Genomic DNA, 16,330 nt, shown 5'->3' with positions numbered 1-16,330 from the left:
GGAGGTTCCCCATGGCGCGCCGCCGCGATCTCGACCAGATCAGCTTCTCCGTCACCATGGCCGGGCTGGCGCTGGCCTCGCTGGTGCTGCTGGCGGCACCCACGGTGGTGGTGCTGGTGGTGTCCTTCACCAGCGGCTTCTCGTTGCGCTTCCCGCCGCCGGGCTATTCGCTGCGCTGGTACGCCGAGCTGCTCGACGCCTGGCAGCTCCATTTCGCGGCCATGAACAGCGTGTCGGTGGCGCTGTGGTCGACCGGGCTGTCGGTGGTGCTGGGGGTGGCGGCGGCGCTGGGAATCGCCCGCTCCCCGAAGCTCAGCGCGCGGGTGCTGGACAGCCTGTTCCTGTCGCCGCTGGTGCTGCCGGCGCTGGCCTTCGGCCTGTCGGCGCTGATGTTCTTCAGCCTGCTGGGCTTCCCGGTGTCGCGCACCACCCTGATCATCGGGCACACGGTGGTCTGCGTGCCCTTCGTGGTGCGCAACACGGTGGCCGCACTCGCCCAGCTCAACCCGACCCTGCTGGAGGCGTCGGCGAGCCTCGGCGCGTCGCGCCTCTACACCTTCCGCCGGGTGACGCTGCCGCTGATCCGGCCGGGCATCGTGGCGGGGGGCTTCATCGCCTTCATGGCGTCCTTCGACAATGTGCCGGTGTCCCTGTTCCTGCGCGACGCCGCCACCGACATGCTGCCGATCCGCATGTGGCAGGATCTGGAGGGCAAGCTGGACGTGACCATCGCCGCGCTGTCGGGTGTGCTGATCGTGCTGACCGTGGCGTTGATGCTGGTGGTCGAGCGGGTGGCCGGCCTGTCCAAGCGGCTGACCTGACCGGCACCGACGATGCCTCATGGAATGAGCATGCCCCCGGCCACGCCGCCGCTGGCCCCGGCGCTGGCGGCGATGGCGGGTCTTCAGGCGGTGGTGTCCATCGCGCTGTTCGCGCCGGGCGTGCTGGCCCCGGCGCTGGGGATCGACGCGGCGATGCTGGGGCTGTTCCCGGCGGCGGTGTTCGCGGTCGGCATGGCGACGGTGGTCTGGGGCGGCACGCTGGTGGGGCGGTTCGGATCCTTCGGCGTCGCCCGGCTGGCGATGCTGGCGGTGGCCGGCAGCATGGGGCTGGCGGCGCTGGCGGCGGAGTATGGGGCGGTGCCCTTCCTGCTGGCGGGCGTCCTGCTGGCCTTCGCCTTCGGGCCGGAGACGCCGGCCAGCTCGGCCCTCCTGGGGCGGCTCGCCACGCCCGCGCAGCGGCCGCTGGTGTTCTCGATCCGCCAGACCGGCAACCAGCTCGGCGCGCTGGTCGGCTCGCTCGCCCTGCCGCTGCTGGCGACCACGATCGACCCGCGGCTTGGCTATCTCGTGATCGCCGGGATCGCGGTGGCGGCGGCCGTGCTCTTCTCGGCGATGGCCGGGCGCTACGACCACCTGACCCACGACGCCGGGGGCCGGCGGGTGCGGCTGGTGGAGGCGCTGGGCATCGTGCGGCGCGACCCGCAGATGCTGCGGCTGGCGCTCGCCGCCGGCCCCTATTCGGCGATGCAGATGGTGCTGAACACCTACTTCGTCACCTTCGCGGTGGAGACGCTGGACATCCCCTATGTCATTGCCGGGCTGGTGATGGCGGCGGCGCAGGCCGGCGGGCTGCTCGGGCGGCTGGGCTGGGGGCTGGCGGGCCTCCGGCTGTTCGTACCGGGGCGGATCGTCGCGGGGCTCGGCTTCGGGATGGCCGCCGCCTCCACCGCCCTGGCGCTGGCCGGCGAGGCGCTGCCGGTGCCGGCGCTGGGCGTCCTGATGTTCCTGTTCGGGCTGACGGCCAGCGGCTGGAACGGCGTGTTCCTGGCGGAGGTCGCCCGCCTCGCCCCCGCCGCCCGGGTGGCGGAGGCGACCGGCGCCATCCTGGTGCCGAGCTTCCTCGGGCTGGTCCTGGCGCCGGGGCTGGTCACGCTGGCCGTGCTGCTCGGCGGCGGGCTGGCCGCCGCCTATCTGGTGCTCGCCCTGCTGACCGCGATCTCCGGCCTCTCCCTCCTGCGGAACCCCCGATGACCGACACCGCCGTTTCCATCGCCGAGGCCGTGCGGACCGGCCGCATCAGCGCCAGCACCTCGGTCCACGCCTGCCTGGAGCGGATCGCCGCCGGCAACCCGAAGCTCAACGCCTTCGTGGCCGTCCACACCGAGCGGGCGCTGGCCGAGGCCGAGGCGGTCGATGCCCGCGTCAAAGCCGGGGAAGCCCTGCCGCTGGCCGGCGTGCCGGTCGCCGTGAAGGACACCATCTGGGTGAAGGGCTGCCGGGTGACGCAGGGCTCGGCCCTGTTCGCCGACTTCGTGGCGCCGGCCCACGCCATCGCGGTGGAGCGGCTGCGCGCCGCGGGTGCGGTGGTGGTCGGCATGGCGAACAGCTCGGAGTTCGCCTGCAAGGGCGTCACCACCAACCGGCTGTTCGGGCCGACGAAGCATCCGATGGACCCGCGGCTGACCCCCGGCGGCTCGTCGGGCGGGCCGGCGGTGGCGGTGGCCGCGGGGCTGGTGCCGCTGGCGCTTGGCACCGACGCCGGCGGGTCGAGCCGCCGGCCGCCGGCGCACGTGGGGGTGGTGGGGTTCAAGCCGTCCTTCGGGGCGATCCCCTACGGCCCCGGCTTCGCCGAACCCTTCACCGGGCTGGCGGTGATGGCGCCCATCGCCCGCAGCGTCGCCGACGCGGCCCTTCTCTTCGAGGCGCTGGCCGGCCCCGACCCGCGCGACCCCGACAGCGCGGCGGTGCTGCCGGCCGGTGCCGACGTGACCACCCCGACCGTCGCCTACAGCCCGCGCTTCGGCCTCGACACCCCGGTCGATGACGATGTTGCTGCTGCCGTCGACCGGGCGGTGGAGCGGCTGGCGGCGGCCGGCTGGCGGGTGGTGCGGCGTGATCCCGTGTGGCCGGCCGGGGCCGACGAGACGGCGCTGATGCCGCTCCAGCACGCCGGCCTCGCCGCCATCCACGGCGCCACCTTCCGCGCCGATCCCACCCGCTTCGATCCGGATGTCGGTGCGCAGATCGAACGCGGGCTGACGCTCGACGGGGCGGCGGTGGCCGGGGCGCTGCGCCTGAGCGGCGAGGTGGCCCGCGCGCTGGCCGCCTTCCTCCTGGACGTGGATCTGCTGATCGGGCCGACCACGCCCTGCGTCGCCTGGTCCTTCGACCGGCTGGGGCCGGAGACCATCGGCGGCGTGCCGGTGCCGCCGCGGGCGCACGCCGCCTTCACCCCGCTGTTCAACCATGCCCGCGTGCCGGCCATCAGCATTCCCTGCGGGACCGGCCGGGACGGGCTGCCGGTGGGGTTGCAGATCGCCGCCGCGCGCGGGCACGACCGCCGGCTGCTCGCCGCGGCGGCGGCGGCCGAGCGCATCCTGGCGGGTGGGAGCCCGTCATGAGCGTCGAGACCGACTCGCCGGCCCCGCGCCGCGCCCGCCGGCCGCGTCAGGAACCGTCGCTGGCCGACCGCGCGGTCGATCGGCTGCGCCGGATGATCGTGCGCGGCGCGCTGGCCCCCGGGTCGCGCATCGTCGAGCCGGATCTGTGCGAGGATCTCGGCATCTCGCGCACGCCGCTGCGCGAGGCATTGAAGCTGCTGGCGTCGGAAGGGCTGGTGATGCTCCGCCGCAACCGCAGCGCCATCGTCACCCCGCTGGACGGCGCCGCGCTGCCGCCGCTGTTCGAGGTGGAGGCGGGCATCGAGGGCTTCGCCGCCCGGCTCGCCTGCGCGCGCATGACCGCCACCGATCTCAAGCGCCTGCACGCGCTCCAGGACCGGCTGGAGGCGGCGCACGCGGCCGGTGACCTGACCGCCTATTTCGACATCAACCAGATCATCCACCGCAGCATCGTCGCCGGGGCCAAGAACCGCGCCCTTGTGGACGCGCACGACCGGCTGTTCGGCCCGCTGGAGCGTGCCCGCTTCCTGGCGCTCGCCTTCGAGGGCCGGCTGGCGGAGTCGGTGGTTGAACACCGTTCCATCCTCGACGCGCTGGTCCGCCGCGATGCGGACGCGGCCGGCACGCTCCTGTCCCACCACATCACCCGCACCGGCGAGGTGATGGCCGGCGGCCCGCCGCCTGTTCCGACCGAAGGACCTGTAGACCCATGAAGGACCGCGTTCTCCTCGGCATGCTGACGCCGTCGTCGAACACCGTGCTGGAGCCGGTGACCGCCGCCATGCTGGCCGGGCTGCCGGAGGTGACGGCGCATTTCGCCCGCTTCCCCGTCACCGAAATCTCGCTGCGCCCGCAGGCGCTTGGACAGTTCGACAACGCGCCCCTGGTGGCCGCCTCCCGACTGCTGGCCGACGCCCGCGTGCGGGTGATCGGCTGGAACGGCACCTCGGCCGGCTGGCTGGGCTTCGACGCCGACGAGCGGCTGTGCGCGGAGATCGAGGCCGCGGTGGGCATTCCCGCCTGCACCTCCATGCTGGCGCTGAACGAGATCCTGGAGATCACCGGCCGCAAGCGGGTGGCGCTGGTCAGCCCCTACCTGCACGACGTGCAGGCGGCGATGGTCGCCAACTACCGCGCCGCCGGATTCGACGTGGTGGCCGAGCGGCACCTGAACGACTGCGGCAACTTCTCCTTCTCCGAAGTCACCGAGGATACCGTGGCCCGCATGTGCGCCGAGGTGGCGGAGGAGGCGAAGCCCGACGCCATCGCCATCATCTGCACCAACATGCGCGGCGCCCCGGTGACCGAGGCGATGGAGCAGCGGCTGGGCATCCCGATCTACGACACCATCGCCACCGTGCTGTGGAAGGCGCTGCGCATGACCGGCGTGGACACCCGCCGCCTCCAGGGCTGGGGCAGCCTGTTCCGCGAGTTGCATGGGTAGAGTGGGTGATGCTCACACCGGAAAGGCGATGGTGCTGAGCAGGGCGTTCTCGGCCTGGCGGCTGTCGAGGCGGGTGATCTGCACGACCACCGGGGCGTCGGCTTCCACCACGCTGGCGTAGGGGGTGCCGAGCGGCACCGGCTCCGGATCGGTCAGCAGGTTCATGCGGACATGGTTGGTCCGTCGGGCGCCGACGCGCACGCGGTAGGGGCCGGCGGGCTCGCGGTCGGTGAAGTAGAGGGTGATGCGCACCTCGACCTCCCGGTCGCCGGTGTTGAGGATGCTCAGGCCCTCGTGACTGGTCATCTCCGGGTCCGGCCCGTGGCTCCAGGCCGGGATGTAGCCGTCGGGGATGGCCCAGCGCTGGCGGCCGATCGCGTTCTCGCCCAAGTCCATCTCCTCCGTCGCAAGGCGCCGCGCGGCGCGGGGTCTGCCGTTCAACCGGCCGTCGCCGCCCCGGTTCCGCCCTTCCCGCCCCGCAACCTTGCAGAGATTTCATCCCGCGCAGGCCGAACCGAACCGATCCGGTGCCGTTGAAGGGGACAAGAATCGACAATCCCCGCAGCGATCCGGAGAGGGCCACCATGGCAGCGAACGTCAGCGATTTCTTCTGGCAGCGGCTTTCCGAATGGGGCGTGCGGCGCGTCTTCGGCTACTCCGGCGACGGCATCAACGGGCTGATGGGCGGGCTGGCGCGGGCCGGCGACCGCTTCGAGTTCGTGCAGGTCCGGCACGAGGAGATGGCCGCCTTCATGGCGACCGCGCACGCCAAATACACCGGCGAGCTGGGTGTTTGCATGGCGACCTCCGGCCCCGGCGCCATCCATCTGCTGAACGGGCTCTACGACGCCAAGCTCGACCACCAGCCGGTGCTCGCCATCGTCGGTCAGCAGGCGCTGACGGCGCTGGGCGGCCATTACCAGCAGGAGGTGGACCTCCTCTCCCTGTTCAAGGACGTGGCCGACGCCTTCGTGCAGATGGCGACGACGCCCGCCCAGGTGCGCCACCTGATCGACCGCGCGGTGCGCATCGCCAAGGCGGAGCGCACGGTCACCTGCATCATCATCCCCAACGATCTGCAGGAGATGGACGCGGTGGAGACGCCGCCGCGCGCCCACGGCACCATCCATTCCGGCGTCGGCTACACCGCCCCGGTGGTCCGCCCGACCGACGAGGATCTGAGGCGCGCGGCCGACGTGCTCAACGCCGGCTCCAGGGTGGCGATGCTGATCGGGGCCGGCGCGATGCAGGCCGCCGACGAGGTGATCGAGGTGGCGGACATCCTCGGCTGCGGCGTGGCGAAGGCGTTGCTGGGCAAGCCCGCCCTGCCCGACGACCTGCCCTTCGTCACCGGCTCCATCGGCCTGCTCGGCACCAAACCGAGCTGGGAGATGATGGCGAACTGCGACACGCTGCTGATGGTGGGCTCGACCTTCCCCTATTCGGAGTTCCTGCCGAAGGAAGGGCAGGCCCGCGGCGTGCAGATCGACATCGACCCGAAGGTGCTGAGCATCCGCTACCCCATGGAGGTCAATCTGGTCGGCGACAGCGCCGGCACCCTGCGCGCCCTGATCCCGCACCTGATCCGCAAGCAGGACCGGTCCTGGCGCGAGACCATCGAAAAGGGCGTGGCCGACTGGTGGAAGACGCTGGAGGCCCGCGCGATGCAGAGCGCCACGCCGCTCAACCCGCAGCGCGTCTTCTGGGAGCTGTCGCCGCGCCTGCCCGACGACGTGATCATCGCCTGCGACACCGGGTCGGGAACCAACTGGTACGCCCGCGACCTGAAGATCCGCCGCGGCATGAAGGCGGCGCTGTGCGGCGGGCTTGCGACCATGGGGCCCGGCGTTCCCTATGGCGTCGCCGCCAAGTTCGCCTATCCCGACCGCCCGGTGCTGGCGATCGTCGGCGATGGCGCCATGCAGATGAACGGCATGAACGGGCTGATCACGGTCGCCAAATACTGGAAGCAGTGGGCCGACCCGCGCTTCGTCGTGCTGGTGCTGAACAACCGCGACCTCAACCAGGTGACCTGGGAGATGCGCGCCCAGGCCGGCGACCCGAAGTTCGAGGCGTCGCAGCAGCTCCCCGACGTGCCCTACGCCCGCTACGCGGAGCTGCTGGGCTTCAAGGGCCTCCGCGTCGACAACCCCGACGACCTCGGCCGCGTGTGGGACGAGGCGCTGGCGACCCGCGGCCCGGTCCTGGTCGAGGCCGTGACCGACCCCAACGTGCCGCCCCTGCCGCCACACATCACCCTGAAGAACGCCGCCGCCATGATGGCGACGCTCGCCAAGGGCGACCCGGAAATGTGGGAGATGCTGAAGGGCACCGCCAAGGACGTGGTCGCCGGCGTGCTGCCGGGTGGCGGCAGGAAGGCGTGACCGGGCACCCGGTCGCGGCCATGGCGCGGGCGTGCTATAGCTCGGGCCATGCTGCGGTGGATGTGTGCTCTGGTCGGTGTGCTGGTGTCGGGGGCGGCGGCCCTGGCCGACGGCGCCGACGTGCGGATGGACGTGCGGGTGGGCGTCCTCGCCTATCAGGGGTCGGAACGGGCGGCGCGGGATTGGGACGCCACGCTCGACCACCTCAACCGCGTCATCCCGGACCACCGCTTCACCATGGTGCCGCTCGACCTGCCGGGCATGGTGCTGGCGGTGGCGGACCACCGGGTGGATTTCGTCATCACCAACCCCGGCAACTACGTCACGCTGGAAGCCCGCTTCGCCGTCACCCGCATCGCGACGCTGGAATCGGAGACGGTCGGCTCGGCCATGGGAGCGGTGGGCTCCACCATCTTCCGCCGCGCCGACCGCGAGGATCTCGTGGTGCTGAAGGATCTGCGCGGCCAGTCCGTCGCGGTGGTGTCGACCGACGCCTTCGGCGGCTTCCAGATCGCGTGGCGGGAGCTGGAGGAGGCCGGCGTCCGCCCCTTCCGCGACCTGCGCGCCCTCACCGCCGTCGGCTTTCCCATGGAGGGCGTGGTGGAGGCGGTGCGCGACGGCCGGGCCGACGCCGGCATCGTCCGCGCCTGCCTGCTGGAGGAGCTGGCCGCCGCCGGGCGCATCCGGCCGGACGAGTTCGCCGTGTTGGGCGAGCGGGCCGCCGGCGGGCTGCCCTGCCGCGTCTCTTCCCGCCTCTACCCGGACTGGCCCTTCGCCCGACTGCCCCACACCCCGCGGGAGCTGGCGCGGCGGGTGTCGGCGGCGCTGCTGACCATGCCGGCGGAGGACGGGCGCGGCTGGACGGCGTCGTTGGACTACACCACGGTGCACGACCTGTTCCGCCACCTGCACATCGGCCCCTACCCCAAGACCCCGCCCAGCGTTGTGGAGCTGGTGGAGGAGTATTGGCAGTGGCTGGTCGTGGCCGCGGTCACCCTGCTGTGGTGGATCGTCCACGCCGGGCGGGTGGAGATCCTGGTACACCGCCGCACCGTCGAGTTGCAACGCGAGATCGCCGAGCGCGAGCGGGCGGAGGCCACGGCGCTCCGCCTGCGCGAGGAGCGCGACCAGCTCTCCCGCCTCGGCATCGTGGGGGAGATGGCGAGCAACATCGCGCACGAGTTGAACCAGCCGCTGACCGCCATCACCAACTTCGGGCACGGGATGATCCGCATCCTGGACTCCCGCTCGCCCGATCCGGGGCTGCTGCGGGCCGGTGCGAAATCGGTGGTCGAGCAGGCGGAGCTGGCCGCCGCCATCATCCGCCGCACCCGCGCCTTCGTCCGCCGCAAGGACGCGCAGCACGAGACCATCGACGTCAACGGCGTGGTCGGCGAGGCGCTGTCGCTGTTCGCCGCCCCCTCGGACCGGCGCAGCGTCCCGCTCCGGGCCGAACTTGCCGAGGGGCTGCCCCCCGTGGCCGGCGACCGGGTGGAATTGCAGCAGGTGCTCCTGAACCTGTTGCAGAACGCCGTGGACGCCACGCAGGATAGGGGCGACGGCGCCGGGATCGTCGTGCGGACCGCGACGGCCGGCCCCATAGTCGAGGTGTCGGTGAGCGACAGTGGAACCGGTGCGGCGCCCGAAACGCTGGCAAAGCTCTTCGATCCCTTCTACACCACCAAGCCCGACGGGCTGGGGCTCGGACTGTCCATCTGCCGAACCATCGTGGAGCGGCACGGCGGCGGCATCCGGGCCGAGCCAAACCCGGAGCGCGGGCTGACCGTGCTGTTCACCCTGCCGGCCGTGGAGGATGCGTCGTGACCGATCAACCGCTGGTGCTGCTGGTCGATGACGACGAGGGCATCCGCAACTCCGTCCGCTACCTGCTGGCCTCGGTCGGGATCGACTGTCGGACCTTCGCGTCGGGCCGGGAGTTGTTGGAGCTTAAGGCGCAAGGGGCGCCGGCGGTGCCCGGCTGCATCCTGCTGGACATCCGCATGCCGGGGATGAGCGGCATCGAGGTGCTGGCCGAGCTGAAGCGTCTCGGCTGCACGCTGCCGGTCGTCATGGTGACCGGGCACGGCGACGTGCCGCTGGCCGTGGCGGCGATGAAGGCGGGGGCGGAGGACTTCATCGAGAAGCCCTACAAGGACCAGCTCCTCCTCGACACGGTCAATGCCGCCATCCGCAAGAGCCACGCGCTGATCGCCAGCCGCGCCGACCGCGACGCCGTGCAGGCGCGCCTCGCCCAGCTCAGCCGCCGCGAGCGGGAGGTGCTGGCCCTGGTGCTCAAGGGCCGCCAGAACAAGGAGATCGCCACCGCCCTCGCCATCTCCGTCAAAACGGTGGAGGGGCACCGGCAGATGGCGATGGAGAAGATGCGGGCACGCACCGTGGTCGAGCTGGCGCGGGTGGTGCTCGCCTCCGACCTCGACGAGACGGTGGCGCCGCCGGCCAGGGGTGCGTCGTCGGATTAGGGCCGGGATTCGACGGCCCGCCCGCCGGCCTCGCCGGCCGTGTTGCGCAGGAAGGGCGCCAGCGTCAGCACCAGCGGCACGATGACGGCCGCCGTCGCCGCGGAGGCGAGCACGCCGACCGTCTGGCTGCTGTGGTCGGCAACCGCGCCGTAGAGGATCGGCGCGATCCCGCCGGAGCCGATCACGCTCGTGTAGAAGACCGCGAAGGCCCGGCCGGTGTCGCCGTCGGACAGTTCCGGCACCGTGCCGTACAGCACCGACGAGGTGCCGTTCAGCACGATTCCGAGCAGCGGCAGCAGGATGAGCGTCGGCACCAGGGGCGTGACCAGCGTCGCGACGATCAGCACGGCGGTCGCGGCCTCGGTCGCCATCACGCAAGGGATGACGCCCAGCCGCTCCCCCAGCCAGCCGCAGGTCGCCTTCCCGAAGGCGCCGCCGATGAAGAGCAGGGCCAGCGCCAGCCCGACCGTCGGCAGGCCGCCTCCCTGCCCATGGATCAGGAAGGGCAGGAACAGCAGGTATCCCATGCGGGTCGCGGTATCGAGCGCACCGATCGTCGTGAGGATGCCGAAGCCCCCACGGCCACGCCCCCGCCCGGCGGCTTCGCCGGTGGCGATCGGGGCAACGGCAGCCACCGGCGCCAGCGGCAGCAGGGCCAGCGCCACGGCGATTCCGAGCACCGCCAGCAGCCCCGCCACCGGCTGCCAGGCCAGGACCGGCAGCAGCACCGCGACCAGCGCCGGCAACGCGGCCTTTCCCAGATCGCCCGAGAAATTGTAGACGCCGAGCGGCCCGCGCGACGCCGTCCCGAAGCTGTCGGTGACCAACATGGAGCCGCGCGGGTGCTGGATGCTCGACCCGATGCCGGCCACCACGAGACCGACGCACAGCCCCGCAAGGCCGAAGGGCAGCGCCATGATGAGCAGGCCGGCTGCCGCGACGACGGTGGACAGCACCAGCGCCGCCCGCGGCGACAGCCCGCGCAACACCCGGTCGGCCGGGATTTGCAGGCCCCCCATCGTCCCGGAATAGAGGGCGCGCATCACGGCGAGCGCCGCGTAGGACAGACCGAACTGCGCCTGCCACACGGGAAGGAAGGCGTAGAGCGCGTCGGTGTAGCCGTCATGCAGCGCATGCGCGAGGCACGCGGCCGTCAGGCTGCGCCTCTGCGGCGTCCATCGATTTGTGGGATTCATCGTTGGTGGGGCTGTCGGCAACGGGATAGGGAGCGCTCGGCTGAGCCTCTTTGCCATCGCATGTTATACGTGTGATATTTCATCGACCAGTATGCCTTGACTCACGCATATCGTGCCTTTTGCTCACGGGTTTGCCGCATGCGCCGCCTTCCGCCGCTGAACGCACTGCGCGTCTTCGAGGTCGCCGCCCGCACCGGCAGCTACGCTGACGCGGCGGCGCAACTCGGCATCACCCATGGTGCGGTGAGCCGGCACATCGCGACGCTGGAAGGCTGGCTGGGACAGAGGCTCTTCACCCGGGACGGCCGTCGCATGGTCGCGACGCCGATGGCGCGGATCTTTGCGGCGGAGGTCGGGCTGTCCTTCGACCGTCTGGCGGTCGCGGCGGAGGCCTGCGGCCGGCCCGGCGCCCGCCGCATCCTGCGGGTGAGCGCGCCGACCAGCTTCGCGATGCGCTGGCTGATCCCGCGGCTCGGCCGCTACCACGCCGTTCATCCACACGTCGAGGTCGCGGTGACGACAGTGTCCACCGTGCAGGAGGATCTGCGCGGCGGCGTCGATGTGGCGATCCGGCGCGGCGTCGCGCGGGAGCGTGCGTGGCCCCAACACCACGTCGTCCCGGTGCTGGAGGAGGTCGACACGCTGATCATGAGCCCCGCACTGTTCGCGCGCCGGCCGATCCGGGAGCCCGCCGACATCGAGGGGCACACGCTGCTGGCCAGCGAAACCCGCGCCGGCGATTGGGCGGACTGGCTGGACGCCGCGGGGCTCCAGCATCTGGCCGGCCTGCCCCGGCAAATCTTCGACCACTTCTACGTCACACGGCAGGCGGTGGAGGATGGGCTCGGCATCGGGGTCGGCCCGCTGCCGATGCTGAGGATCGACATCGCCGCGGGACGGCTGATGACGCCCCTGCCCGACATCCGGGTTCCGCGCACCGGCTACGTCGCGATCATCCCGCGGCAGGCGGATGCCGGAAACCTGTTGGGCGGCTTTGTCGACTGGCTCGCCGGCGAAGCACGCGCGCCGGCCGGATGAACCCGACCCTTCGGGTCCGCCCTGGGGCGACCAAGGGTTTCCCCTGGGTTTCCTGAGGACTCGACCCGGATAGCACCAATCATCGGCTGCGCCTATAGTTTCCACACAAAAATTGGCGGCAAAAGCCGGCGGCACCGGACGGATGTTCCCGACCGGAAAGCGCCGTCCGCCCCCTTTGTGGAGGAAACACGTGAGCGAGGGTCTCCCCCGCCCCCCAGCGCCCGCCATGGACGCGGGCGCATCGAACGGCCGCCTGCGCCGGGCGCCGGAAAATTTCCTGACCGCCGAACAGATCGCGCTTGTCGGCAAGGGGCGCCGTGATTTCCTGCGCTCGACCTTCCTCGCCGCCGCCGCGGGTGTGGCGGGGGCCGCGGCACTGGGCCGTCCGGCCGCCGCGGCCGAGGGTGACGACGCCATCCTGAAGCCGCAGCCCTGGGCCACCTCGCTGGGCCAGCCGGTGGCGGCCAACCCCTACGGCGTGCCGTCCAAATACGAACGCGCGCTGGCCCGCCGGCAGAGCCCCGGCCTGACCCAGGTCGCCGCGGCCAGCGTCTCCTTTGCCCCGCTCCAGGGCATGTTCGGCATCATCACGCCGTCAGGCCTGCATTTCGAGCGGCATCACCAGGGCTGGTACGACATCGACCCCGCCAAGCACCGCTTCATGGTGAACGGCGCCCGGCCGGAGTTCGTGAAGACGCCCAAGGTCTACACACTCGACGACATCATGCGGCTGCCCCCGGTGTCGCGCATGCACTTCATCGAGTGTGGCGCCAACACCGGCATGGAGTGGGGCAACGTGGCGGTGCCCACGGTGCAGTATTCGCACGGCATGCTGTCGTGCAGCGAGTTCACCGGCGTGCCGCTGCGCACCCTGCTGGAGGACTGCGGCGCCGACCTGAAGGCCGCGAAATACGTGCTGGCCGAAGGCGGCGACGGCTCCGCCATGACCCGCACCATCCCCATCGAGCTGGTGCTGTCCGGCGAGGTGATGGTCGCCTACGGCCAGAACGGGGAGATGCTGCGGCCGGAGAACGGCTACCCGCTGCGCCTCGTGGTGCCGGGCGTCCAGGGGGTGTCCTGGGTGAAGTGGCTGCGCCGGGTGGAGGTGGGCGACAAGCCCTACGCCACCAAGGACGAAGCGGTGCACTACATCGACCTGATGCCGGACGGCCAGCACCGGCAATACACCTCGATCCAGGAGTGCAAGTCGGTCATCACCAGCCCGTCCGGCGGCCAGATGCTGCTCGACAAAGGCTACTTCAACGTCAGCGGCCTCGCCTGGTCCGGCCGCGGCAAGATCAGCCGCGTGGACGTGTCCTTCGACGGCGGCGTCAACTGGGTGGAGGCGACGCTGCAGACGCCCATCCTGTCCAAGTGCCTGACCCGCTTCAACGTGCCCTGGAACTGGGACGGCCGGCCCGCGGTCCTGCAATCCCGTGCCATGGACGAGACCGGCTTCGTGCAGCCCTCCTACGGGCAGCTCCGCGCCGTGCGCGGCACCCGCTCGATCTACCACAACAACGCGATCCAGTCCTGGAAGGTGGCCGACAGCGGAGAGATCAGCAATGTCCAGATTCTCTAAGGCTGCCGCACTCGCCGGCCTGCTCTGCCTCGGCACCGTCGCTGCCGTCGCGGCGGAGAGCTTCCCCGGCGTCGGCCGCCCGGCCACCCCGGCCGAGGTCAAGGCCTGGGACATCGACGTCGGTCCCGACTTTGCCGGGCTTCCCAAGGGTTCCGGCAGCGTCGATCGCGGCCAGACCGTGTGGGAATCCAAGTGCGAGAGCTGCCACGGCACCTTCGCCGAGAGCAACTCGGTCTTCACGCCGCTGGTCGGCGGCACCACGGCCGAGGACATGAAGACCGGCCACACCGCCAACCTCCGCCGTACCGACTTCCCGCAGCGCACCACCTTCATGAAGGTGGCGACCGTATCGACCCTCTACGACTACATCCGCCGCGCCATGCCGTGGAACGCGCCGAAGACGCTCAGCGACGACGACGTCTACGCGGTGCTGGCCTATCTGCTGAACCTCGCGGAGATCGTGCCGTCGGACTTCACCTTGTCGGACGCCAACATCGCCGAAGTGCAGGCGATGATGCCGAACCGCAACGGCATGACCACGGCGCACGCGCTGTGGCCCGGCCCCGGCTTCGGGACCGAGGCGAACAAGCCCGACACCGGCAACACGCCCTGCATGTCCAACTGCAAGCCCAAGGCGGAGCAGGTGTCGATCCTGCCCGACTACGCCTGGAACGCGCACGGCAACCTCGCCGGCCAGAACCGCGCCGTCGGCCCGGTGCGCGGCATGAAGACCGGCCCCGACGAGGCGGAGGCGGAAGCGGGTTCGCCCGCCCTGGCGCTGGCCGAGAAGTCGGGCTGCCTGGCCTGCCACGCGCTGAACGCCAAGCTGGTGGGGCCGAGCTACCGCGAGGTGGCCGCCCGCTACGCCGGCAAGGACAGCGCCACGGCGCTGGTCGGCAAGCTGAAGGACGGCAGCGAGGGCGTGTGGGGCGACATCCCCATGCCGGCCCAGACGGAACTGGCCGACGGGGACGCCAGGGTGCTGGTCGATTGGATCCTGGCGGGTGCGCCGGAGAAGTGAGCGTGTCCGGCTCGTGACCCCCATGGCACCGGACAACAACGAGAGAGAGGAATGACGTCCATGAACCAGCATCAGACACAGCGCCGGCAGGTGCTCCGCGCCGGCGGCGGGCTCGCGGTCCTGGGCGCGCTGGCGGCGGCGGGCATCGTGCTGCCCCGTCAGGCCCTGGCCGAGTGGAACAAGCAGGCCTTCGACGCGAAGACCCTGGACGACGCGATGAAGGCGATGGGCGCCGAAGCGCCGGCCAACAGCGGCGATGTGCAGATCGTCGCCTCCGACATCGCCGAAAACGGCGCCGTCGTGCCGGTCCAGGCGGTCAGCAAGCTGCCCAAGACCGAGAAGATCGCGATCCTGGTCGAGAAGAACCCGAGCATGCTGGCGGCCTCCTTCGACCTCGGCCCCGAGACGCTGCCGGAAGTCACCGCGCGCATCAAGATGGGGCAGACCTCCAACGTCATCGTCGTGGTGAAGGCGGACGGCAAATTCTACATGGCCTCCAAGGAAATCAAGGTCACGCTGGGCGGCTGCGGCGGCTGAGCCGCGCATCGTCGGGACATCGGAACGAAGAGGAGAGCAGATATGGGCAGCCCGATGAAGATCCGCGCCACCAGCAAGGATGGCGTCACGGAGATCAAGGTCCTGATGAGCCACGAGATGGAGACCGGCCAGCGCAAGGACGCCAGCGGCGCCGTGGTCCCGGCCTGGTTCATCAACGAGGTGACGGCCAAGCTGGGCGACAAGACCGTGCTCCAGGCGCAGTGGGGGCCGTCGGTGTCGAAGAACCCCTACCTCGCCTTCAAGGTGAAGGGCGGGCAGGCCGGCGACAAGGTCACCGTCACCTGGGTGGACAACAAGGGCGACACCCGGACGGACACCGCCACCGTGAGCTGAGCGGCGACCGGCCCCGGACGACGAACGCCAGGTCCATCAACGAAGAACAAGACGACCAGTGGAGGAACCATGCACCGCCTGAGCACCGTGCTCGCGGCCGTCTGCGTCGCGGCGACCGCCGCAAACGCCATCGGGGCCGAGAAGGACGCCGCCCTGCAGGGCATCGACGCCTATCGCGAGGCCCTGCAGGACGGCAACCCCGCCGAACTGTTCGAGCTGACCGGCGAGGAGCTGTGGACCACGCCGGCCGGCCCGAAGAACGCGGCGCTGTCGGCGTCCTGTGACCTCGGGCTCGGGGTGGGTGTGGTGAAGGGGGCCTACGCCCAGCTTCCGCGCTGGTTCGCCGACACCGACCGGGTGCAGGATCTGGAATCGCGCCTGCTCACCTGCATGGAGACGGCGCAGGGCATCGACCCCAAGCCCATCATCGCCGCATCCTTCAGCAAGCCTGAAAAGGAGCGGCTGGTGGCGCTCGCCACCTACATCTCCGGGCAGTCCAAGGGCATCCCCGTTTCGGTCAAGCCGGGGCACCCCAAGGAAAAGGCGATGTACGACCTGGGCCAGCGGATGTTCTTCTACCAGGCCGGGCCGCACGACTTCGCCTGCGCCACCTGCCACGGGCAGGAAGGCACGCGCATCCGCATGCAGGAGCTGCCCTACATCCCCAGCACCAAGGGTGCCGCGTCGGGCTGGACGAGCTGGCCGGCCTACCGCGTCAGCAACGGCCAGATGTGGTCCATGCAGACCCGCATCAACGACTGCTTCCGCCAGCAGCGTTTCCCCGAGCCGGTCTACGCCTCCGACGTGACCATCGCCCTGTCCATGTACATGGCGGCCAACTCCAACGGGGAGTCCATGGCGACCCCCGGCATCAAGCGCTGAGGGAACGGC

The 16,330-nt window shown here is 71.1% G+C and carries 16 protein-coding genes; 14 read left to right on the top strand and 2 right to left on the bottom strand.

Going from position 1 to position 16,330, the window contains the following annotated elements; translation table 11 throughout:
• The first annotated feature begins 11 nt into the window (after nt 1–11).
• From HL658_RS23360 to HL658_RS23340, 5 genes are read left to right on the top strand one after another with little or no spacing between them, the layout of a single operon-like run.
• The gene (locus tag HL658_RS23360; protein ID WP_180284286.1) at nt 12–821 is read left to right on the top strand and encodes an ABC transporter permease; all 810 of its coding nucleotides are present in this window, start codon (nt 12–14) and stop codon (nt 819–821) included.
• A 24-nt stretch (nt 822–845) separates the two neighbouring features.
• The gene (locus tag HL658_RS23355; protein ID WP_246337812.1) at nt 846–2,033 is read left to right on the top strand and encodes an MFS transporter; all 1,188 of its coding nucleotides are present in this window, start codon (nt 846–848) and stop codon (nt 2,031–2,033) included.
• On the top strand, nt 2,030–3,403 hold the full coding sequence (locus tag HL658_RS23350; RefSeq protein WP_180284284.1) for an amidase: 1,374 nt from the start codon (nt 2,030–2,032) through the stop codon (nt 3,401–3,403). Before HL658_RS23355 ends, HL658_RS23350 begins: the two co-directional genes overlap by 4 nt.
• A complete protein-coding gene (locus HL658_RS23345; RefSeq protein WP_180284283.1) occupies nt 3,400–4,116 on the top strand; it encodes a GntR family transcriptional regulator in 717 nt (238 codons plus the stop codon). The genes HL658_RS23350 and HL658_RS23345 overlap by 4 nt, the downstream gene beginning before the upstream one ends.
• A complete protein-coding gene (locus HL658_RS23340) occupies nt 4,113–4,847 on the top strand; it encodes a maleate cis-trans isomerase family protein (RefSeq protein WP_180284282.1) in 735 nt (244 codons plus the stop codon). The genes HL658_RS23345 and HL658_RS23340 overlap by 4 nt, the downstream gene beginning before the upstream one ends.
• Nucleotides 4,848–4,859: 12 nt before the next feature.
• On the opposite strand, the gene HL658_RS23335 is transcribed toward HL658_RS23340, so the two are convergent.
• Entirely contained in the window at nt 4,860–5,237 is a 378-nt protein-coding gene (locus tag HL658_RS23335; protein WP_246337811.1) for a sensory rhodopsin transducer, read from the bottom strand.
• A 194-nt stretch (nt 5,238–5,431) separates the two neighbouring features.
• Between HL658_RS23335 and HL658_RS23330 the strand changes: the two genes are divergently transcribed.
• Genes HL658_RS23330 through HL658_RS23320 form a run of 3 tightly spaced genes read left to right on the top strand, consistent with a single transcriptional unit; the run spans nt 5,432 to nt 9,711 of the window.
• A complete protein-coding gene (locus HL658_RS23330; RefSeq protein ID WP_180284281.1) occupies nt 5,432–7,231 on the top strand; it encodes a thiamine pyrophosphate-requiring protein in 1,800 nt (599 codons plus the stop codon).
• Nucleotides 7,232–7,291: 60 nt separating this feature from the next.
• Nucleotides 7,292–9,055, top strand: a complete 1,764-nt coding sequence (locus tag HL658_RS23325) for a sensor histidine kinase (protein WP_246337810.1) — start codon at nt 7,292–7,294, stop codon at nt 9,053–9,055.
• Nucleotides 9,052–9,711 (top strand): response regulator, encoded by a 660-nt coding sequence (locus tag HL658_RS23320; protein WP_180284280.1) that lies wholly within the window; start codon nt 9,052–9,054, stop codon nt 9,709–9,711. The genes HL658_RS23325 and HL658_RS23320 overlap by 4 nt, the downstream gene beginning before the upstream one ends.
• Here HL658_RS23320 and HL658_RS23315 read toward each other — a convergent pair.
• Complete coding sequence (locus HL658_RS23315) at nt 9,708–10,907, bottom strand: MFS transporter (protein WP_180284279.1); 1,200 nt, start codon at nt 10,905–10,907, stop codon at nt 9,708–9,710. The genes HL658_RS23320 and HL658_RS23315 overlap by 4 nt on opposite strands.
• Nucleotides 10,908–11,045: 138 nt before the next feature.
• On the opposite strand from HL658_RS23315, the gene HL658_RS23310 reads away from it, so the two are divergent.
• The 6 genes from HL658_RS23310 to soxA all read left to right on the top strand — a co-directional run bounded on the left by HL658_RS23310 (nt 11,046) and on the right by soxA (nt 16,321).
• A complete protein-coding gene (locus tag HL658_RS23310) occupies nt 11,046–11,945 on the top strand; it encodes a LysR substrate-binding domain-containing protein (RefSeq protein WP_180284278.1) in 900 nt (299 codons plus the stop codon).
• Nucleotides 11,946–12,135: 190 nt separating this feature from the next.
• Entirely contained in the window at nt 12,136–13,527 is a 1,392-nt protein-coding gene (gene soxC / locus HL658_RS23305; RefSeq protein ID WP_343055295.1) for a sulfite dehydrogenase, read from the top strand.
• On the top strand, nt 13,511–14,548 hold the full coding sequence (locus HL658_RS23300) for a c-type cytochrome (protein ID WP_180284277.1): 1,038 nt from the start codon (nt 13,511–13,513) through the stop codon (nt 14,546–14,548). Before soxC ends, HL658_RS23300 begins: the two co-directional genes overlap by 17 nt.
• Before the next feature lie 60 nt (nt 14,549–14,608).
• Nucleotides 14,609–15,085, top strand: coding sequence for a thiosulfate oxidation carrier protein SoxY (gene soxY / locus HL658_RS23295; RefSeq protein WP_180284276.1), 477 nt, complete (start codon nt 14,609–14,611; stop codon nt 15,083–15,085).
• Between the two features lie 42 nt (nt 15,086–15,127).
• Nucleotides 15,128–15,439: a thiosulfate oxidation carrier complex protein SoxZ gene (gene soxZ, locus HL658_RS23290; protein ID WP_180284275.1), complete on the top strand. Its 312-nt coding sequence runs from the start codon at nt 15,128–15,130 to the stop codon at nt 15,437–15,439.
• A gap of 69 nt (nt 15,440–15,508) precedes the next feature.
• The gene (soxA, locus tag HL658_RS23285) at nt 15,509–16,321 is read left to right on the top strand and encodes a sulfur oxidation c-type cytochrome SoxA (RefSeq protein ID WP_180284274.1); all 813 of its coding nucleotides are present in this window, start codon (nt 15,509–15,511) and stop codon (nt 16,319–16,321) included.
• Nucleotides 16,322–16,330 lie beyond the last annotated feature (9 nt).

Origin of the sequence: Azospirillum oleiclasticum (assembly GCF_013423485.1) — a bacterium.
Taxonomy (GTDB): domain Bacteria; phylum Pseudomonadota; class Alphaproteobacteria; order Azospirillales; family Azospirillaceae; genus Azospirillum; species Azospirillum oleiclasticum.
The sequence above is the reverse complement of the archived record's forward strand: the minus strand, read 5'-3'. Positions and strand labels throughout refer to the sequence as shown.